Origin of the sequence: Microbacterium sp. SY138 (assembly GCF_039729145.1) — a bacterium.
GTDB classification, from domain to species: Bacteria; Actinomycetota; Actinomycetes; order Actinomycetales; family Microbacteriaceae; genus Microbacterium; species Microbacterium maritypicum_A.
This window is the reverse complement of sequence record NZ_CP155793.1, coordinates 1361349-1380215: the sequence shown is the minus strand read 5'-3', so window position 1 is coordinate 1380215 and position 18867 is coordinate 1361349. Positions and strand designations below refer to the sequence as shown.

At 65.6% G+C, this 18867-nt stretch carries 19 protein-coding genes; 11 read left to right on the top strand and 8 right to left on the bottom strand.

Going from position 1 to position 18867, the window contains the following annotated elements; all coding sequences use genetic code 11:
• Positions 1-2 precede the first annotated feature (2 nt).
• From ABDC25_RS06515 to ABDC25_RS06505, 3 genes are all read right to left on the bottom strand, one after another.
• On the bottom strand, positions 3-962 hold the full coding sequence (locus tag ABDC25_RS06515) for a heavy-metal-associated domain-containing protein (RefSeq protein WP_347125469.1): 960 nt from the start codon (positions 960-962) through the stop codon (positions 3-5).
• The gene (locus tag ABDC25_RS06510) at positions 962-1171 is read right to left on the bottom strand and encodes a heavy-metal-associated domain-containing protein (protein WP_347125467.1); all 210 of its coding nucleotides are present in this window, start codon (positions 1169-1171) and stop codon (positions 962-964) included. The genes ABDC25_RS06515 and ABDC25_RS06510 overlap by 1 nt, the downstream gene beginning before the upstream one ends.
• Before the next feature lie 306 nt (positions 1172-1477).
• Entirely contained in the window at positions 1478-2071 is a 594-nt protein-coding gene (locus tag ABDC25_RS06505) for a hypothetical protein (protein WP_347125465.1), read from the bottom strand.
• A gap of 210 nt (positions 2072-2281) precedes the next feature.
• On the opposite strand from ABDC25_RS06505, the gene ABDC25_RS06500 reads away from it, so the two are divergent.
• Together ABDC25_RS06500 and ABDC25_RS06495 are read left to right on the top strand one after the other, a co-directional pair.
• The gene (locus ABDC25_RS06500; protein ID WP_347125463.1) at positions 2282-2956 is read left to right on the top strand and encodes a TetR/AcrR family transcriptional regulator; all 675 of its coding nucleotides are present in this window, start codon (positions 2282-2284) and stop codon (positions 2954-2956) included.
• 13 nt (positions 2957-2969) lie between these two features.
• Positions 2970-3861, top strand: a protein-coding gene (locus ABDC25_RS06495) for an IS5 family transposase (RefSeq protein WP_347125461.1) whose coding sequence is annotated in 2 segments (ribosomal slippage) — positions 2970-3320 and positions 3322-3861 — 891 coding nt in all. Because the reading frame shifts where the segments join, the coding sequence is not laid out codon by codon here.
• A gap of 46 nt (positions 3862-3907) precedes the next feature.
• Here the strand turns inward: ABDC25_RS06495 and trpS are convergent.
• Complete coding sequence (trpS, locus tag ABDC25_RS06490; RefSeq protein ID WP_347125951.1) at positions 3908-4777, bottom strand: tryptophan--tRNA ligase; 870 nt, start codon at positions 4775-4777, stop codon at positions 3908-3910.
• Between trpS and ABDC25_RS06485 the strand changes: the two genes are divergently transcribed.
• The 6 genes from ABDC25_RS06485 (at position 4676) to ABDC25_RS06460 (ending at position 8170) form a co-directional block, all read left to right on the top strand.
• On the top strand, positions 4676-4888 hold the full coding sequence (locus tag ABDC25_RS06485) for a multicopper oxidase domain-containing protein (RefSeq protein ID WP_347125949.1): 213 nt from the start codon (positions 4676-4678) through the stop codon (positions 4886-4888). The two genes, trpS and ABDC25_RS06485, sit on opposite strands and share 102 nt — an antisense overlap.
• 3 nt (positions 4889-4891) lie before the next feature.
• A complete protein-coding gene (locus ABDC25_RS06480; RefSeq protein WP_347126037.1) occupies positions 4892-5239 on the top strand; it encodes a hypothetical protein in 348 nt (115 codons plus the stop codon).
• On the top strand, positions 5127-5546 hold the full coding sequence (locus ABDC25_RS06475) for a CueP family metal-binding protein (RefSeq protein WP_347125459.1): 420 nt from the start codon (positions 5127-5129) through the stop codon (positions 5544-5546). The genes ABDC25_RS06480 and ABDC25_RS06475 overlap by 113 nt, the downstream gene beginning before the upstream one ends.
• A gap of 106 nt (positions 5547-5652) precedes the next feature.
• Complete coding sequence (locus ABDC25_RS06470) at positions 5653-6039, top strand: metalloregulator ArsR/SmtB family transcription factor (protein ID WP_347125457.1); 387 nt, start codon at positions 5653-5655, stop codon at positions 6037-6039.
• A 6-nt stretch (positions 6040-6045) separates the two neighbouring features.
• Positions 6046-7047, top strand: coding sequence for a cation diffusion facilitator family transporter (locus tag ABDC25_RS06465; protein WP_347125455.1), 1002 nt, complete (start codon positions 6046-6048; stop codon positions 7045-7047).
• A 220-nt stretch (positions 7048-7267) separates the two neighbouring features.
• Positions 7268-8170 (top strand): cation diffusion facilitator family transporter, encoded by a 903-nt coding sequence (locus tag ABDC25_RS06460; RefSeq protein WP_347125453.1) that lies wholly within the window; start codon positions 7268-7270, stop codon positions 8168-8170.
• 19 nt (positions 8171-8189) lie between these two features.
• Here ABDC25_RS06460 and ABDC25_RS06455 read toward each other — a convergent pair whose 3' ends face one another.
• The 3 genes from ABDC25_RS06455 to ABDC25_RS06445 form a co-directional block, all read right to left on the bottom strand.
• Positions 8190-9341: an NAD(P)/FAD-dependent oxidoreductase gene (locus tag ABDC25_RS06455; protein ID WP_347125451.1), complete on the bottom strand. Its 1152-nt coding sequence runs from the start codon at positions 9339-9341 to the stop codon at positions 8190-8192.
• Positions 9342-9730: 389 nt separating this feature from the next.
• Positions 9731-11791, bottom strand: a complete 2061-nt coding sequence (locus ABDC25_RS06450; protein WP_347125449.1) for a cation-translocating P-type ATPase — start codon at positions 11789-11791, stop codon at positions 9731-9733.
• A gap of 72 nt (positions 11792-11863) precedes the next feature.
• Positions 11864-12226, bottom strand: a complete 363-nt coding sequence (locus tag ABDC25_RS06445; RefSeq protein ID WP_347125447.1) for a metalloregulator ArsR/SmtB family transcription factor — start codon at positions 12224-12226, stop codon at positions 11864-11866.
• Between the two features lie 228 nt (positions 12227-12454).
• Between ABDC25_RS06445 and ABDC25_RS06440 the strand changes: the two genes are divergently transcribed.
• Positions 12455-14530, top strand: coding sequence for a cytochrome c oxidase assembly protein (locus tag ABDC25_RS06440; RefSeq protein WP_347125445.1), 2076 nt, complete (start codon positions 12455-12457; stop codon positions 14528-14530).
• A complete protein-coding gene (locus ABDC25_RS06435) occupies positions 14527-16824 on the top strand; it encodes a heavy metal translocating P-type ATPase (RefSeq protein ID WP_347125443.1) in 2298 nt (765 codons plus the stop codon). The genes ABDC25_RS06440 and ABDC25_RS06435 overlap by 4 nt, the downstream gene beginning before the upstream one ends.
• Here ABDC25_RS06435 and ABDC25_RS06430 read toward each other — a convergent pair.
• Positions 16802-17707, bottom strand: coding sequence for a LysR family transcriptional regulator (locus ABDC25_RS06430; RefSeq protein ID WP_347125441.1), 906 nt, complete (start codon positions 17705-17707; stop codon positions 16802-16804). The two genes, ABDC25_RS06435 and ABDC25_RS06430, sit on opposite strands and share 23 nt — an antisense overlap.
• Before the next feature lie 78 nt (positions 17708-17785).
• Between ABDC25_RS06430 and ABDC25_RS06425 the strand changes: the two genes are divergently transcribed.
• The gene (locus ABDC25_RS06425) at positions 17786-18805 is read left to right on the top strand and encodes a putative sulfate exporter family transporter (protein WP_347125439.1); all 1020 of its coding nucleotides are present in this window, start codon (positions 17786-17788) and stop codon (positions 18803-18805) included.
• The last annotated feature ends 62 nt before the right edge of the window (positions 18806-18867 follow it).

The window sequence follows — 18867 nt, the reverse complement described above, 5'->3', positions numbered from 1 at the left end:
GGTCAGTGACCGTCGCCCGTGTCGCTGTGGGTGTCGTCCGTGTCCGTGCCGGTGCCGTGACCGGCGTCGACGACGAACTCGGCGGTGTGGACCTGCCCGTCGACCTGGAAGTCGAGGTAGAGCAGGTACCGGCCGGCGGTGGGCGCCTCGGCTGCGAACCGGATGTCTGGTCCGGCGGTGTCGCCGTCCTGCGGTTCGTCGCCTTCGGCGTGCACGTGCAGGTACGCCAGGTCGCCGTCGCGCAGCGCGACCAGGTGCCCGAAGGCGCCCAGGTACGGCTGCAGGGTAGTGACCGGCTGCCCGTCGCGGGCGACCGACAGGGTCAGCTCGGAGCTCTCCCCCGCGATCAGGTCCCCGTCGAGAGTGACCGTGTACCCATCGACCTCGCTGGTCGTGGACGTGGCGGTCGCCGGGTCCGGGGTGAACTCCCCCGCGACGTCGACCGTGCGGGTCAGGGTGACCTTGTCGGGGCCGTCGGTCACGTCCGGCACGAAGTCCGCGTAGATCCGGTAGGTGCCGGCCTCGGCCCACTCCCATGACGTCGACCAGGTGCCGGTGGCCTCATCGAACGTGGGGTGCACGTGCCGGAACTGGGTTCCGTCGGTGCGCACCGCGATCAGATGCAGATCCTTCTCGTGCGTGGTCTCGTACGCGGTCAGCGGCCTCCCGTCGGCGTCGAGGATCTGGAAGCTGAACACGCCGGTCTCGCCCGTGCCGGTTGGCGCGGTGATCGGGCTGAGTTCGTATCCATAGCCGGAGAGGGAGACGCCGGGGATGGTGGCGGTCGCGGTGGGGTCCGTGTCGGTCATGCCGGCGTGGTCGCCCATCGAGCTGTCGCTGGCGGCGGCCGTCCAGTTGGCGACGGCGCTGTCCGGGACGACAGCTGCCGCGATGCCGAACGCTGCGCCGAAGGCCACGACGACGCCGGCGCCGTAAAGGCTGAGTCGTCCCGCAGCGTTCATCAGGCGCGCACCGCCGAGTAGCCGGCCTCGTCGACAGCCGCCAGCACGGCGGCGTCATCGAGGTCGCTGGCGGACGAGACGACGAGCTTGCCGGTCTGCGCGCTCACCTCGATCTCGTCGACCCCGGGGATCTGCGAGACCTCTTCGCGAATGGACATCTCGCAGTGTCCGCACGTCATGCCGGTGACCTGGTACTCGCTGGTAGCCATGATGGGATTTCCTTTCGGGTCTCGGTGCGAGCCCATTTGTGGGCTCCGATCTACTCTAACACCCCTACCCCCGTAGGGTATTCCCGAACTGGGGATCCGATTCTGATCGCGCCACCGTCGCCACCAGGTCCCCGCAGCGGTCAGGGGATCGGCTCAGCCTCCATCACGAGCAATGCGAGGGCCCGGAGTGTGGACGTTTCCATCCTGGCCCCGTCCCACAACGCCGTCACACGAGTGACAAGCCCGTCCGTGTCGAGTTCCAGCCCTGTAATGCCTTGCGGCACAGGCGACGAGCCAGCGCGCCGCTCATAGCCACCGCCGCGGGAGAAGCCGAGCACGTGACGCACCGCCGAGCCGACGCCGTACGGAAGGAAGGTGACCGCTCGGTGCAGATAGCGCTCGATCGCCCGCCGTCCCTCGACGCGCGTGCGAAGCGTATGGTCCTCCCAGACGGCGGTGGGCGAGAGGAATCCCGCAACCGTTGCCGCGTCGCCATCCGCGAGCGCCTCTCAGGCCCCGGGCGACGCGCGTGATCGTGGGGTCGCTCGCATCCACCACCGCATCCTCGGCCAGTTGGGTGTCGAAGTGGGACTCCGGTGCGCGCATCGCACTGACCGGGTGCAGTCGGCCATCCCAGTAGTCCACATTTCGGTGTACGCGGCCCTGGCTGACGTCGATGGCGGAGGCAGCCCAGATCTCCGCCCCGAACATGTCATGAGTGTCGTAGGAGAACACCACGGCGCTGTGTTCGTCCCCGAGGACGCGCAGCAGATCAGCGCGTGAGTTCGGCCCGAAACCCGAGGCGAAGTTGCGCTCCGTGTCGGACATGCCTGGGTTGTCCATCCCGAAGCCCAACACGGCGTCGCGGAAGCGGGCCCGTTCGGCGTCGAACAGTGCCATCCATCTCGCGTGCCCCCGCTGCCCACCTGCGACTTGGCTTCGAAGAACTCCTGAAAGAAGGTCGCCGCAGCCGCAGTGGCGTGTGACGTGTCGGGCTCCGGGACCGGGCCGTGGATTGATGTGCTCATGATGCCTCCTGGTTAATTTGCCTCAAGCGTCAAGTTGGACGATAAGCAAAACTTGCCGCATCCGTCAAGTACGATGGTGGTCATGGTGAGAGCGGATGCGATGCGTAACCGGGAGCGGATCCGGGAGGCCGCGACCGTGGTGTTCCGCCGCAGCGGGATGAGCACGCCTCTCGACGAGGTCGCTGCAGAGGCGGGGGTGAGCAAGGGGACCATTTATCACCGCTTCACGAGCCGGGCAGGCCTTGTCGATGCCGTGGTGGAGACCGAGATCGAGCACCGCTTCCAGCGCGTGTTCGACGACGTCATGATCATCCAGGATCCCGGCCAGCGGTTGACGGCTTACCTCACCAGGATGTGGCAACTCGAATACGACGAGCCGATGGTGTGCGACGTGCTGGCTCAAGTCTGTCCCGATTCAACGAAGATGCAGCACGTGTGTCGGCTCGCATCCGAGCTCGCGTGTCGACTCTTGACTGACGCCCAGGCGCAGGGGGCAGTACGGGCAGACCTCACACCCGCCGACCTATACCACTTGCTGTGGAGCGTCGCGGTGGCGTTGCGGCAGGGACCTCTGCCGGAGCAACATGACTTCCTGCGACGCTGTCAGTACCAGCTGGACGGCATCCGTTGGGTGATATCCGCAGTAACGGCAGCCCCTCACGACACGCGTGCTGGGGCACCCAGCCCAGTGCGAACATCGGCCAAACGCGCAGAGTCATCTAGGGAGTGTCTGACAAAGGTCGCGAGCATCGGCTGAGAGCTTTGATTCCGTGTCGCGATTCCAGGTGCTTTCGGATGCTCAGTGGTCGTTGATCGAGTCGATGTTGCTCCGGACGACGGGTCGGCCGGGGCGGAAGTTCTCTGACGCGAGGCTGATGGTAGAGGCGATCATCTACCGGTATCGGTGCGGGATCGCGTGGCGTGACCTGCCCGAGGTGTTCGGGCCGTGGCAGACGGTGTGGACCTGGCATCATCGGACGGCCGCCGACGGGACCGGGGATCGGGTGCTCGCGAACGTCACCACCGTTGCAGATGCCGGCGGGATGATCGATTGGTCGCTGTCGGTGGACTCCACGATCGCTCGTGCCCATCAGCACGCGACCAATACGACCCGGCTCACAAGGGGCTGGGTCGAATTACACGAATCTGATGCTCGAGCCGCCTGATCATGGCATCGGTCGCTCCCGCGGTGGCCTTTCCACGAAGATCCACCAACTCGTCGACGGCAACGGGCTGCCACTGGTCACGCTGATCACGCCTGGCCAGGCCGGCGACTCACCGATGTTCCTGCCGCTTATGGCGCAACTGCGCGTCGCGCGCGAGAAGGGTCGGACGCGAACCCGACCAGATGCGGTCCTCGGCGATAAGGCGTACTCGTCCCGTGCGATCCGTGGACATCTCCGCGCCCGCGGGATCAAGGCGGTGATTCCGGAGCCGGACGATCAGAAGGGCCACCGCAAACGGCGAGGATCACGCGGCGGCAGGCCAGTCGCACTCGACGTCGCAGACTACAAAAGCCGAAACGTGATCGAGCGTCGCTACTGCCACATCAAGCAATGGCGCGGCCTCGCGACCCGCTACGACAAGCACGCCGTCATCTACCGCGCGGCGGTGGTCCTCAACGCGGTCATCGCGTGGACTCGAGAGCTTTCGAAGGCCTGATGCAGGTTTTCAGTCGCGATTCGGCTCCTCACCCGCCACGCTTCGTTCAGTAGATCATTCCCATCGCTGTTCGCACTTCCGTCAGCGTATCGATGGCGATTTCTTGCGCCCGCTCGTTGCCTTCGCGAACGACGGCCTCCGCGTCCCTCACCGTGAGCGCGCTCAGACGTGCGCGATGGTCAGCGAGATATTCGTTCACGGCTTCGGTGGTGAGTCGCTTGAGAGCGCCCGCACCAGCTGCGCCCACTTCGTCCGCAATGCTCTGCGGACTCCGCCCAAGCACGACCGCCGCTGTCGCCAGCAGACCAGAAACCCCGGCTCGGTTCTCCGGGTCATACGTGATCGTGCATTCAGAATCGGTGGGGGCGCGCTTGATGATCGCGGCGGTCTCATCGGCGGTCATGCCCAGCGCGATCGAGTTGCCATAGCTTTTCGACATCTTCCGCCCGTCGAGACCCAACAACTCGGGCGCGTCGGTGAGGAGAGCCGCTGGCTCAGGGAACACGTGCCCGTAACGTTCGTTGAACCGGCGCGCGATGGTGCGGCTGACTTCGACATGCGGCAGGTTGTCCTTCCCGACCGGAACGAGGTCGCCCTTGCAGAACAAGATGTCGGCGGCTTGATGCACCGGGTAGGTGAGAAGGAGGCCACTCAGCGCCCCGCCAGATGCGGCAAGCTCCGCTTTCACCGTGGGATTTCTACGCAGCTCGGCTTCTGTCACCAAACTGAGGAAGGGGCGCAGAAGCTGATTCAACGCCGGCACGGCTGAGTGAGTGAAGATCGTCGTCGACCGCGGGTCCAACCCAGCGGCGAGATAGTCGAGGACAGCACCGTAGACGTTCTCTCGGACGTTGCCGACTGTCAGCACACCGACGGCGGGCCCCGGCAGGACACCTCTATCGTCCTTCCGGGCCAGACCCTCACTGTCGATTTCGATGCCGACAACCCCGGTCAGTGGTTGGCGCATTGCCACAACATCTATCACGGGGAGAGCGGCATGATGGGCGTGATCGGCTATGAGGAGTGATCGATGGGAATCCTGACGATGAAGAGGCAGCAGGTGGCGCGCGCCTGGCGGCGCGCGGAGACAATCCGTTCCAGAATTGCGCGTGCTGCCGCTCTCCTGGCGGGGATCACGATGGCGGCGACCGCGTTTACAGGATGTGCCGCGGAAGACCTGTCGGTCGACGCCTCGAACGACTTCGACCAGATCGCCGAGACCTACGGCCTGGATGGGCCTGATGCGCGGACTGTGATCGAGACGCTTGAGGCCATGCCGCTGGACGCACGTCCCACCGGCCTCATCGCCTCGTGCAACCCGACGCGCTTGTCCTGTCGGACCAGTCGACGGGGCCGAGGCCGCGCTGCCCCTCCCTGAGGGCGAGTTCTATCTGTCCATTGCTCCGTACCTCGGGCAGACACACGAGTGCTTTTCCCACAGTCTGACAACGTGCGTGGGGGAACTTCGTGGCGAGGATGTCTCTGCGCTCATCACCGATCGGGTGGACGGAACGGTGCTGTTCGACGGTCGTGTGACCACGAACGACAATGGGTTCGTCGGCGTCTGGCTTCCCCGCGAGAAGGACGCGACGATCACGGTCGACTATGCGGACCAGACGGCGACTGCACTGGTGTCCACCGACGGCGATTCGCCCACGTGCCTGACGACGTTGCGCCTCTCCTGACGTTCCGAGACAGCTGTACCCGGCGGGCTGTGAGACGGGCGGGTTCCGTTCGACGCTTTCATCGTCGCGAATCGACAACACCGCGTGAATGCGATACCATCGCTATATGGCGATGAATGAACGGGCTGCAGAGCGTCTGGACGAGAGCGCGGGCGAAGTGTACGCGCACCTGTTCCAAGCGCTGGCAGAACCGACACGGCTTGCGATCCTGCAGCACCTCGCTTCAGGCGAGCATCGGGTGCGGGATCTCGTTCGGCACATGGGCTTCGCGCAATCGACGGTCAGCAAGCACCTCGGCTTCCTGGCCGAGTGTCAGCTCGTCCGTGCTCGATCCGCCGGCCGAGCGTCCTGGTACTCGTTGGCTCAACCCGAGCGTCTGAGCACGATCATCACCGCCACGGAAGAGCTTCTGGGAGCGACAGGCGCACGCGTGGTGTTGTGCGCCCACCTCAGAAACCCGCAGGTCACAACCACCGAGCAGAAGGAGAAATAGGCAGACATGGGAATCGGACACAATCACGACCACGGGGGCGGAGACGGCGGAGTACAGACCGCTACTGCAGGACACCGACGTCGGCTGATGATGGTGCTTGGCATCTACTTGACCATCATCGCCGCGGAGCTCATCGGGTCATGGATCACGGGCAGCCTTGCCCTCATGGCCGAGGCCATGCACATGGCGATCGATGGCAGCGGCATCTTGATCGCATTGATCGCGACCTACCTCGCGACGCGCAAGCCGTCGAGCAAGCGTACGTACGGCATGATGCGAGCGGAGATCGTCGCGGTTCTCATCAACTGTCTGCTCCTGTTCACCCTGGGAGGATTCATCCTCTTCGAGGCGGTCGATCGCTGGTTCAACCCCGAAGATGTCGAGGGTGGCGGCGTGATCGCCTTCGCGATCGTCGGTCTGATCGGTGCGTCCATCTCCCTAATCATCCTCAGTCGAGGCGCCAAGGAGAGTCTGAACGTCAAGGCGGCCTTCCTCGAGGTCATGAGCGACGGAATCGGCGCAGCAGCGATCATCGTCTCGGGCATCCTCAACGTCACCATCGGTTGGCAGCAGGGCGACGCGATCGCCGCCGCCGCGATCGGCGTGATCATCCTCCCCCGCGCATTCATGCTGCTGAAGCAAGCCATCAACATCATCCTCCAGGGCGTCCCCGATGGAATCGACATCGAGGAAGTACGTGGCGAAATCGAGGGCACCGCCGGCGTGAAGGCCGCCCACAGCCTCCATGTGTGGGCGCTCACCAGCGGCGTGTTCGTCTTGAGCGCGCACATCGTCCTTGACGACGAGGCCGCCGCGAACGGATCGGGCACGCAGGTGCTGGACGAACTCACGGAGAGCATGCGAGAGCACTTCCGCATCGAGCACTCGACCTTCCAGATCGAGGAAGACGGACACCTCGAGCATGAAGGTGCGATGCACCGGGACCTCGCAGGTCTCACCACGACGCCATCTGTCAGCGGTGGGCAGCACGCGGGCCACAGTCACTGACCAGCCCGTGTTGAAGGGGGCGGGTTCCGCGAAAGCGGACCCGCCCCCTTCAACGCGTTGTCATCCCGCTGCGGGAATTGCGCGTCACGATCCGAATGCATATCATCGTCGCAAGGCGATGATTAGCGTGCGAAACGGATGCGGACGACGCGGGCCAGATACGACGGCAGGAGACAACGTGGGGGCAGGGCACGAGCACGCAATCGTCACCGAAGAGACGGTGGGACAAGCCGGAGACTACCGCCGCAAGCTCCTCATCGCCTTCAGCATCACGGCCACGATCGTCGTCGCGCAGGCTGTGGGGTCGATTGTCACCGGCAGCTTGGCGCTGCTGACGGATACCGCCCACGCTGTGACCGATGCGTCAGGTCTCCTGATCGCTCTCATCGCCGCGACCCTGATGCTTCGCCCATCGAACGCGCGCCGGACCTGGGGATTCCGCCGCATCGAGGTCATAGCGGCGCTCGGACAGTCAACCCTGCTGCTCGTCGTCGGGACATACGCCGCTGTGGAAGGGGTCAAACGTCTCTTCGAGCCGCCGGACGTCCCTGCGGCGGAACTGCTGGTGTTCGGGATCGTCGGATTGATCGCCAACGTCGTCTCCATCATGATTCTCTCCTCCAGCCGAGGCGCGAACTTCAACATGCGCGCGGCGTTCCTGGAAGTCCTCAACGACGCGCTCGGATCACTGGGCGTGATCGTGGCCTCCATCGTGATCGCCACAACCGGGTTCATGCAGGCCGACGCGATCGCGGGCCTGTTCATCGCGGCGCTCATCGTGCCCCGAGCGTTCATGCTGATGCGGGAGACCACCGGTGTGCTGATGGAGTTCACGCCGAAGGGATTGGACTTGGATCAGGTGCGGGTGCACATCCTCGCTCTGGATCACGTCAAGAGCGTCCATGATCTTCACGCGTCGACGGTCGCCACGGGACTCACCACCATCACGGCGCACGTCGTCGTCGAGGACGAGTGCTTCACTGATGGGCACGCGGTCGACATGCTCCGCGAAGTGAAGAGGTGTGTTGCCGAGCACTTCGAGATCTCCGTGCGGCATTCGACGTTCCAGATTGAGACCGAGCACATCGGCGACGACGAACCCGACGCCGTGATGCACCCTTGATCGCGTTCGCCCGGTGCGCTCAGCCCCCGATGTGCTGGCCGACGCGATCGCTCCAGTTCTCGATCGCATCGTCGTCGATGGCGGAGACTCCCACCAATGTTCCGTCCGCGTCCACGTGGAGCGTGGCGCCCCCGCTGTCCGGAACATCCTTGATGAGGGCCGGTGCCGTCCTTCCGACCCCACGGATCGCCTTCTCGTACACGAGTGCGTCCCACGAGCTTCGCGCCACGTAGGGCTCCTGCGCGGGACCCAAGCCGACGTCCGACAACAGCACTCGCGCCGCGTGCTCTCCTTGCGCAGCGCTGTCGTCCCAGTGGTCGATCCGCCAGCTCTCGTTCCCCGCTCCGCGCCAGGTCGCCACTCCGCCCGCCGCGTAGACGCCGCCGACAGGGCCTCTCCCCCATTCATCGACCGGGACGCCGCTCGGCCACGGGAGCGGCGCCTGCGGTTCCGATCCGACTGCGACGATCATGAGGTCCGCGTCGAGCGTCTCCTCGTTCTCGAGCCGGACGCTCACCTGCTCGGCCGCCACGCTCACCGACGCGATCGCGCTCCCGAAACGGACGGACACGCGATCGCGATGCGCATCCGCGATCTCCCTCGCAAGCGCCATGCCGAACGCCGACGCCCCCGGCTGTGCGCTGCGCGCCACCAGGGTGACGTCGTGACCGTCCGCGTGCAGCGCCGATACTGTCTCGGCCGCAGTGAAGCCGGAACCGTAGACGATGACTCGGCGGGGCGCTCCACTCGCTGTGAGCAGCGCGTTCACCCGCACTCCGTCCTCGACTGAGTACAGAGGGGTCACACGGTCCGCTCCTAAAGGATGGCCGATCACGCGGACCTCGACGTCCAGCGGGAGCGCGACGCCGCCTGTCGCGACGATAAGGGAGTCGTACTCTAGCTGTGCACCGGCGGTGAGTCGGGCCTCTTTCGCGACGGGATCGATCGAGATGACGGTGTCTTTCACCACCGCGACGTCTGGGAGTGGGAGGGCGATCTGTTCGGGGCCGATGCGACCGTGCGCCACGCCCTTCACGTACACGCGATTCGACGGCGTTTCACCGGTACGAGCAACGAGAGTGAGGTCGATCTGGGGCACCGATGCGAGCGTTCGCGCGGCAGACGTTCCTGCGGATCCGGCTCCCACGATGAGTACGCGGTGCTTCGTCATATTCTTCCCGCTTTCGTTCAGGTAGGTAAGGTGACGCTTACCTCAAAGCTATTCGAGACCCGCGGCTCAGAATGGAGCATAAGACGCACCTTCAGGGCCCGGAGGCGCATCTTTCACGGGCTGACGGGCGGCGACCTCAACTACTACTTCAGTTACGCCCACGCATGTCACCACCATTCGCTCGGGTTGGATCCTTCAAGAGGGCTTGCGCCGGAGTCGATGGTCACCAGAGACCTCATTCACCGCGTGTGCGAAGTCTCTGCGAGCACCGTGAGCGATCCGCTGACGTCGCGACCGGTCATCATCCCCTATGGCGCGCCGTCATAGGACATCGCACGCCCCGACGCATGGTCCAGGGCGTGCGATGAGCGAACGCCGTCACGGCGAGGTCAGGCCCCGACGCGCTCCCGTTCGCGCGTCGGCACGGCGGTCGGCGGGTCGAGCTTCCGTGCTACGGACGGCCGGCGAGCGGCGCGGACGCCGTTCAGGATGACGAGCACCTCGGCGATCTCGTGCACGAGGACGACACCGGCCAGACCGAGAACTCCGAACAGTGCGAGCGGGAAGAGGACGACGATGATCGCCAGGGCGAGGCCGATGTTCCACGTCATGATCCGTCTTCCGCGCCGCGCATGGGAGAGCGCCCCGGGGATGAGCCTGAGATCGTGGCCGGTGAAGGCGACGTCGGCGGATTCGATCGCTGCCGCAGAGCCTTGGACGCCCATAGCGATCCCCACGGTGGCGGACGCCAGGGCAGGCGCGTCGTTGATGCCATCGCCGACCATAGCCACAGGGGACCTCACTGCCAGAGACATGACGGCATCGGCCTTGTCCGTCGGCAGCAGTTCGGCCCGAACGTCCGCGATGCGCGCCTCAGCGGCGATCGCGCGGGCCGTGCGACTGTTGTCACCGGTGAGCATCGCCGTCTCGATCCCCATCTCCGCCATCAGCCGGACGGTCTCCGCCGACTCAGGCCGCAGTTCATCACGCACGCCGATGAGTCCGGCGAATCGCCCGTCCGCTTCCACGACGACAACCGTCATACCCTGTTCCGCCATGTTCTCGGCGACTTCGCGATGCGTGCCGGGATCGATCCAGCGGGTGCTTCCGACTCTCACCCGGGTGCCGTCGACGTATCCTGTCAGTCCGCTCCCGGCATCCTCCTCGACGTCGCGCCCCGGCTGGACGCCCGGAGCGGCGGCGAGGATCGCGGACGCGAGAGGATGGGTGCTGGAGGACTCCAGCGCGGCAGCGAGGGAGAGAACCTGCTCCTGCGTGCGTCCGCTGGCGACGACTTCCACGATCTGAGGCGTGTTGCGGGTGAGGGTTCCGGTCTTGTCGAACGCGACGATGCGGATGGTCCCCAGCTGTTCGAACGCCTGCCCGGACTTGATGACCACCCCGTACTTCGACGCGGAGCCGATAGCGCTGATCACCGTGACCGGCACGGCAATCGCCAGTGCGCACGGGGACGCGGCCACCAGGACGACCAGAGCCCGCTCGATCCAGGTGGTCGGGTCGCCGACGATGAATCCGAAGACTCCGACCAACGCGGCGACGACGAGCACTGTCGGCACCAGTGGGCGGGCGATCCGGTCCGCGAGCCGCGCACGCTCCCCCTTGCGTGCGTGCGCCTGCTGCACCAGCGCCACGATCTGAGTGAGCGAATTGTCCCTGCCGTCGGCGGTCGCTTCGATCCGCAGCGTGCCGGAGCCGTTGACCGCACCTGCGGGGATCGGGTCGCCGGGGCGGGCGGGCACAGGGATGGACTCACCCGTCACGGCAGACGTGTCGAGGCTCGAGGAGCCGCTGACGACGACACCGTCAGTGGCGACCCGTTCGCCGGCGCCAACGACGAGGACATCCCGCTCCCGCACGTCGGTGACGAGAACCATCTCCTCTCTGCCGAACCGCGATACGCGCGTGGTCTCCGGTATCAGCGACAACAACGCCCGCAGGCCCTCCTTCGCTCGATCCATGGCACGATCTTCCAGCGCCTCGGCGAGGGAGAACAGGAAGGCGAGGGCGGCCGCCTCCCCGACGTGACCGAGGAGCACGGCACCGGCAGCGGCGATCGTCATGAGCAGTCCCACGCCCATTCGTCCGCGAATCAGCCGTCGCATCGTCCCCGGGACGAAGGTGTATCCGCCTGCAAGGAGCGCGATCCACTGCAGTGCCGTCGCCCCCACGGCGACGCCGCCCCACTCCAGCCCGTATCCGACGGCGAGGGTGAGGCCGGACAGGGCCGACGGCAGCAGGGCGATGTCTCGCCACCATCGTGGCCGCGACGTAGGCTCGTCGGCGGCCTGGCCGCTGCCGAACAGCGGAGGGAGCGCGGGCCCGCAGCACGCATCCCCTTCCCCGTCCGGTTGACGACCATCCGTGTCCGAGGGCTTCGGTGATTCCTTCCTCGGCGCAGGCTCATCAAGGTCGCAGCATTCGGCGCTCATCGCGTCTCCATTCGTCGGGTTCTCTGTTTCTGGGCACGATCGACTTCGCGATGCGTCTGGCAGCGACGTGCTCTAGAAGGCCGTAATCGCGGCGGCACCGCACCCGGGTGTCGTGCACTCGGGGTCGATGCACTCCTCGCTCTCGTCGATGGCGAGGGTGACGTCGACCAGTGCGCCGAGGGCGACGCCGAGATGCGGATCGGCGATCTCGTACCGTGTCTGCCGCCCTTCGGGCTCGGCGACGACGATGCCGCACCCGCGTAGGCAGGCAAGATGGTTGGACACGTTCGTGCGTGTGAGGCCGAGGTCGCGTGCCAGCACAGCAGGGTAACCCGGGGACTCGAGCAGAGACAGCAGGATCCGAGATCGGGTCTGATCGGCCATGGCACGGCCGAGTCGATTCATCGCGTCCACACGTGAGGCAATAGTCAGCATAGGGTGACCATACACTAGATGCTGATCTATCGACAATGGGGGGTATCATCGAATTGCGGTGATGAGAACGAGCGATTTGACCGCAGCTGTCCGGGTGCAGGAAGCGATCGGCGGTGGCACGCAACAGGCGTTGTCGACGGATTGCCTTCGTGCTGCGCCCTGGCCGGTAGGGGCGACGGCGACATGTGCGTTCTCCCTCCTGCCGCGTCGTGGAGGTAACTGGACAGAATGGCAGAAGACATTCGATACAACGAACATGCCCAGAAGAGCGGCGCAGTCTCGGAGGCGGGCAGCGAGGCGAGGGTAGTGCCGCGAAGCGTCACGGTGGTGATGATCAGCGCGACGATAGCGGCCGTGTTGATCATCGGGTTGCCCGTTCTGGTCACCGTGTTTCAAGGGGCTGCGCCGTACGACCGTCTCTTTCGGAGTTTTCCCGGTCTGTTGACCGGGGTCAGCACATCCGTGTTGCGCAGCGCGGCGGAGACGTCGGCACTCGTGACAATCGGAGCGCTGGCATATGCCCTGTTCCTCCGGGTGGGAACGTCGAGGGCGACACGCACGGTGGAGGAGTCGCTGGAGATCACGGTGTTGCGTGTAGCGGCGGGCCTGTGGTCTGGCTGTGCGGGACTGCTCGTCGTCTTCACGGCCTTCGACGCCAACGGCGTCTCTGTAGAGCGCCTCGCCGAGCCGAATGCGCTGCCATTCCTCTGGAGCGCTTCAGATGCGCCGAAAGCGTGGACCGTCGCGTTCCTCGCCTCGACCGTCGTCTTCTTTGCTTCTTTCGTTGCGGCGCGGTGGACAGGACTGCTGGTGCCGATGGGGGCAGCAATGATCGGAGCGCTTGCTCCCGTGGTGTCGGGTCAGGTGTTGGTGGGCCCGAATCATGATTTCGGCGGCGACGCCGCTGTTTTCCAGACCATCGGCGTCGTCCTGTTCTTCGGTGTTCTCGCCGTGCTGCTCGTGCGATCGATGTCTGGGCGGCTGATCGCGATCCCGACGCTGCGCCGGACCGCCGCAATCGCGATGATCGCTGTCCCGGTGATCGTCGTCACCGAGGGCGTGCTGACGGTGTTCAAGCTTGCAGGCACAGGCCTCTTCGACTCCGTGACGGGCGGGCTCATGCTGGCACGATGGCTGTGCCTGGCGGCGATCATCGTCGCAGCGGCACTGTACATGGTGTGGGTACGGCGCGGAGTGCTGCGCGAAAGCCGGATCTATGGTTTGCTTCTCGTCTCCGGATTCGCGGTGGCGGGCTGGATCGGCGTTTCCGTGGCGATGACGCGCGAGCCGCCGCCACAGTACTTCGTCCCGACCAGCATCTCGCAGGTGTTTCTGGGATTCGACCTGCCCGAGGCGCCGGGGATGACGGCGCTACTGACACAGTGGCGCCCGAACCTTCTCTTCGTCGGTGTCTCCGCGGCGGCGGTGAGCGTCTATCTGGTGGCGGTGCGGATGCTGTCGCGCCGCGGCGACCGGTGGCCGGCCGGACGCACGGCCGCATGGATTGTCGGCTGGACGCTGGTAGTGATCGCCACGAGCTCGGGCTTCGGCAAGTATTCCGGGGCGGACTTCGGAGTGCACATGATCGTGCACATGAGCTTGAACATGCTCGCACCGGCAATCCTCACCCTCGGTGGTGTCGTCACCCTGCTGCTGCGTGCCACCAGCGCAGGCGGACCGCTCGCTGGAGCACACGAGTGGCTCACGCGGGTATTGAAATGGCGGGTACTGCACTTTTTGTACAACCCGCTCCTCGTGTTCGTGCTGTTCGTGGGCTCCTACTACGGCCTGTATCTGACCGGGCTCTTCGGCGAGCTGATGCGCTTCCACTGGGGTCATCAGTTGATGAACGTGCACTTCCTCGTCGTGGGATACCTGTACTACAGCCTGATCATCGGCATCGACAAGCCTCCTCGATCTCTTCCTCACGTCGGCAAACTCGGGTTCGTTCTCGCAGCCATGCCGTTCCACGCGTTCTTCGGCGTCATCCTGATGACCGGCAGCGGCGGCGATACGCTCATCGCCGAGAACTTCTACCGGTATCTCTCCATGCCCTGGGCCGATCTCCCGGCCTCTCAGGCGATGGGCGGCGGCGTCGCCTGGGCCGGGGGCGAGATCCCGCTGATGATCGTGGTGATCATCCTCGGCATCCAGTGGGCGCGTCAGGACAGCCGAGAGGCCCGCCGCAAGGACCGCCACATGGATGCCGGCCTGGATCCCGATTTCGATCAATACAACGCCATGCTGGCCCGGCTCTCGAACACCCGGAGCACTGCCGATGAGAGGGGCGGGGAAGAACGATGACCGCTGTAGAAATGACCCCGCCCATCGAGCTGGATATCTCCGGCATGACCTGCGCCGCCTGCGCTGCGCGGGTCGAACGCACTTTGAACAAGCTCGACGGTGTCCACGCGTCGGTGAACTACGCCACAGAGCGAGCCGTAATCGTCGGGTTGCCGTCGCACGATCTAGGCGCTGCAGTGTCCCGAATCGAGGACGCGGGCTACGGTGCGCACGTACGTCAGGGCTCTGACGATGCCTGGTCCCGACGCACCACCGAGTCGCGGATCACCGCGCTGCGGCGACGCCTCATCCTCGCCGCGTTCCTGACGGTACCGCTGATGGACATCACCATCGTGCTCGCGCTCGTTCCCCAGTGGCGCTTTCCGGGTTGGGAATGGCTCTGTGTGCTCCTCACCGTACCGATCGTCACTTGGGCGGCATGGCCGTTCCATCGTGCGACGCTGCGGAACCTGCGGCATCGTCAGGTCAGCATGGACACTCTCGTCTCTCTTGGGATCGTTGCCTCCTTCGGCTGGGCCATCGCCACCCTGATCTTCGACATCGGGCACAACTCCGGCAGCGGATTCTGGCTCGGGTTCGGCGCGACGCCGACAGGCGCGGATGCCGTCTACCTCGACGTCGCGGCCGGGATGACGACACTCCAGCTGTCGGGGCGGTACTTCGAAACGCGCTCACGACGTCGAGCGGGAGACGTTCTGGGGGCGCTCAACGCTCTCGCGGCCACTCACGTGCGCATCGTGCGCGAGGGCATCGAGTCCCGCGTGCCGGTCGAGCAGCTCCGGGTGGATGACACCTTCGTCGTGAGGCCCGGCGAGACGATCGCCGCGGACGGCATCGTCCTCGACGGCACCGCGGCGGTGGACACGAGCATGATGACGGGAGAGCCCCTGCCCACCACGGTGTTCCCCGGGTCGGCAGTGGTCGGTGGCACGATCAGCACGGACAATCGCATTGCCGTGACCGCCACTGCGGTCGGCACGCACACGCGTCTCGCTCAGATGGCCTATCTGGCAGAACAGGCGCAGGCGCGCAAGGCGCGCGTGCAGACCGTGGTCGACCGCATCACGGTCTGGTTCGTCCCCGGCGTCATCGTGCTGTCGATCATCGTCGGCGCCGGATGGGCGTGGGCCGGATCCCCGCTCGCCCAGACCATCGGAACGGCGATCAGTGTGCTGATCATCGCGTGCCCGTGTGCACTGGGCTTGGCGACGCCGACGGCGCTGATGGTCGGCGTCGGACGCGGCGCGAGCCGCGGCATCCTCATCAAGGGCCACGATGCCCTAGAATCCAGCGGAACGATCACCACCGTCGTGCTCGACAAGACCGGGACGTTGACCACAGGTGCCATGTCCGTCGCGGCCGTCATCGCGATCGATGCCGACGAGCGCGATGCGATCAGGCTCGCAGCCGCCGTCGAGCGCGGTTCCGAACACGCGATCGCACGCGCCATCGAGAAGGCTGCTCAGGATCACGGGCTCGAACCGCCCACAGCCTCTGGTTTCCATGCGTTCCCGGGACTTGGTGCGGCGGCCATCGTCGACGGCAGTGAGGTCATCGTCGGAAGTCCAGCGCTCCTGTACTCGCGGGGTATCCCCGTGAGTGCAGACGCACGCGAGTCTATCGCCAGGGCAGAAGAGCACGGCCACACCGTCGTCGCGGTCGTCCGGGAGGGCGCGCTCCTCGGCGTCGTCGCGCTCAGTGACACCATCAAGCCCAGCGCCGCGGTCGCTGTCGATGCTCTGCACGCCGAGGGGCTGCGCACGATCCTGCTCACCGGAGATTCCCAGCCCGCCGCCGAACGGATTGCGCGCGCTCTCGGTATCGACGCGGTGCGCGGAGGGGTGCTCCCGGATCAGAAAGCCGACGCCATCCGTGCCCTGCAAAAGGACGGCGCGCGCGTCGCGATGGCCGGCGACGGCATCAACGACGCTGTCGCTCTCGCCACGGCCGACCTGGGTATCGCGGTGGCCTCAGGATCGGACATCGCGCTCAAGGCCGCCGACATCATTCTCATCCGCGAAGATCTCCGCGCGATCCCTGAAGCGATCGTCCTCTCCCGCAAGACTCTTCGCACGGTACGGACGAATCTTGTCTGGGCCTTCGGCTACAACATCGCCGCCATTCCGATCGCGGCAGCGGGCCTGCTCAATCCCCTCATCGCTGCGGCCGCGATGTCCCTCTCATCCGTCCTCGTCGTCTACAACAGCCTGCGCCTGCAGAATACGCGGCTGGACTCCGCTCCTCACATGGTCAGTGCCCCTGAGACCGAACTCAGAGGCGGGCAGCCCGGATGAGTTCGCGGGCGTATTCGCCGAGGTCTCGTTCGCTTCCCCGCCAGATGGCGGTGATGGGTCGGCGAACGGGCGGGTCCAGCGGGATCTGGAGGATGCGTCCGAGCCGAACGTCGTCCGCGATCACGTGCGCGCTCGTGACTGTGGGGGCGATCCCTGCCTGGACGGCCGACCGGATTGCTGAAGAGTTATCCATGACGATTGCGGGCGGTGCCGGGGTGTATCCGGCATCGTGAGCGGCGTGCTCCCAGGCCAGTCGTGTGCCGCTGCCGGGTTCGCGCGTGATGAGTGGCACAGAGGCAAGGTCGGAAACACGAATCTGCGTGTTCTGGGCAGCTGGGTCCGACGTCCCGACTGCAACGACAAGCTCGTCTTCCACGAGGACTGCGTGTGAAAGGTCGCGAGGCAGATCCGGGGTCTCAATGAGCCCGACGGAGGCCTGTCCCTCGCGTACCAGCCTTGCCACGTCTTGACTATTGGTCGCCCGTATTCGGATCGTCGTGGGTTCACGGCCGGCGGCGAGTTGGGTCTGGCGTACTCTGAGCAGCCAGGTGGGGAGCAGGTGCGCAGCGACGGTTTGGCTTGCGGCGATCGTGACCTCGCGCATCTGCGTGCCCCTGAGACCATCGACGGCGTCTGCGAGCGTGTCGGCGGAATGGAGCAGATCCTGCATCCATGCGGCGAAGACTTCTCCGTCGGCGGTGGCGCGGACGCCTGCGGGCGTCCGTACAAGCAGCTCGAGACCGAGGGATCGCTCCATCGCGCGTATCCGGGTAGACGCGGCCTGCTGCGAGATACCGAGTCCCCGGGCGGCAGCGGAGATTGATCCGTCCTGTAGGACGCGCTGCAGGAGCCTGAGGGCCGAGATGTCCGGGAGCGTGACCACGGGTACAGCCTAACCTTGTGGGGGTATCCAGTCGGGGCAGATTCCCGCGGGGTCTAGCCGCCGAGGAGACTGGCTGGTGTGAATCTGTCTGCCGTGATCGACCGCGTCCGCACTCTCAGCCCGGGAGTCGGGTTGTGTCTTCTCATCGCTGCTGTTTCGCTCGTTTTAGGGCATTTTCTTCCCGTGGTAGGCAGCGCTCTTCCTGCAGTGTTCATCGGATTCGTGATCGCCGCGATCCGTCGGCCGGGGACGGCGGTATTGCCCGGGGTGGGGTTTTCGAGCAAGATGCTGTTGCAGGTGGCCGTGACGCTGTTGGGTACCCAGCTATCTCTCCGGGATGTCGCCGAGGTCGGTGTGGAGTCGTTGCCGGTGATGCTCAGTTCCCTTACCGTTTGCTTGCTTGGCGCAATATGGATCGGCCGGGCGTTGGGAATAGCGGCGCGTCTGCGGACCCTCATCGGTGTGGGGACGGGTATCTGCGGGGGGTCCGCGATCGCCGCGGTCGCACCGGTGATCGGGGCAGCGAGCGGTGAGATCGCGTATGCGATCAGTACGATCTTCGTGTTCAACATCATCGCTGCAGTGGTGTTTCCGATCCTCGGGCATCTCATGGGCTTGGATGCGCACACTTTCGGGCTCTTGGCGGGCACTGCCGTGAACGACACGAGCTCGGTGGTTGCCGCTGCGAGCGCGTTCGCAGCCTCGGCTCTCGGATTCGCTGTCATCGTCAAGCTGGTCCGAACGCTGATGATCGTTCCGGTGTCCATCGGGCTGTCACTGCTCGAGGCCCGCCGCTCAGGGGCATCTGCCAGGGATCTGCTGCGCAAACCCAACCGGCTCGTTCCCTGGTTCCTGCTGGGGTTCCTTCTGACGACCGTCGCGAACTCGGTGGGATGGGTCTCGCCCGTAGTGCAGGCCGCAGGGTTGACGGTGAGCACCACACTCATCGCCGCGGCTCTGGCCGGCATCGGATTGTCGACGAACATCTCGGCGGTTCGGACTGCGGGGTGGCGTCCCTTGATCCTCGGCGGGATCCTCTCGATACTCGTCACGGGCACTGCGGTTGCGGCGCTCTTTGTCACCGGATATCTGGGCTGAGGTGGCGGGGGTCGCGGACCCTCGCCGGAGAGCGATGCGGGCCGTCCTCGTCGTGAGGACGG

Excerpts from the sequence above, each read along its gene's own strand:
- ABDC25_RS06515 (WP_347125469.1), bottom strand. The coding sequence starts at position 962 with ATGAACGCTGCGGGACGACTCAGCCTTTACGGCGCCGGCGTCGTCGTG.
- ABDC25_RS06510 (WP_347125467.1), bottom strand. The coding sequence starts at position 1,171 with ATGGCTACCAGCGAGTACCAGGTCACCGGCATGACGTGCGGACACTGC.
- ABDC25_RS06505 (WP_347125465.1), bottom strand. The coding sequence starts at position 2,071 with ATGGCACTGTTCGACGCCGAACGGGCCCGCTTCCGCGACGCCGTGTTG.
- ABDC25_RS06500 (WP_347125463.1), top strand. The coding sequence starts at position 2,282 with ATGGTGAGAGCGGATGCGATGCGTAACCGGGAGCGGATCCGGGAGGCC.
- ABDC25_RS06480 (WP_347126037.1), top strand. The coding sequence starts at position 4,892 with ATGGGAATCCTGACGATGAAGAGGCAGCAGGTGGCGCGCGCCTGGCGG.
- ABDC25_RS06470 (WP_347125457.1), top strand. The coding sequence starts at position 5,653 with ATGGCGATGAATGAACGGGCTGCAGAGCGTCTGGACGAGAGCGCGGGC.
- ABDC25_RS06465 (WP_347125455.1), top strand. The coding sequence starts at position 6,046 with ATGGGAATCGGACACAATCACGACCACGGGGGCGGAGACGGCGGAGTA.
- ABDC25_RS06455 (WP_347125451.1), bottom strand. The coding sequence starts at position 9,341 with ATGACGAAGCACCGCGTACTCATCGTGGGAGCCGGATCCGCAGGAACG.
- ABDC25_RS06450 (WP_347125449.1), bottom strand. The coding sequence starts at position 11,791 with ATGAGCGCCGAATGCTGCGACCTTGATGAGCCTGCGCCGAGGAAGGAA.
- ABDC25_RS06445 (WP_347125447.1), bottom strand. The coding sequence starts at position 12,226 with ATGCTGACTATTGCCTCACGTGTGGACGCGATGAATCGACTCGGCCGT.
- ABDC25_RS06440 (WP_347125445.1), top strand. The coding sequence starts at position 12,455 with ATGGCAGAAGACATTCGATACAACGAACATGCCCAGAAGAGCGGCGCA.
- ABDC25_RS06435 (WP_347125443.1), top strand. The coding sequence starts at position 14,527 with ATGACCGCTGTAGAAATGACCCCGCCCATCGAGCTGGATATCTCCGGC.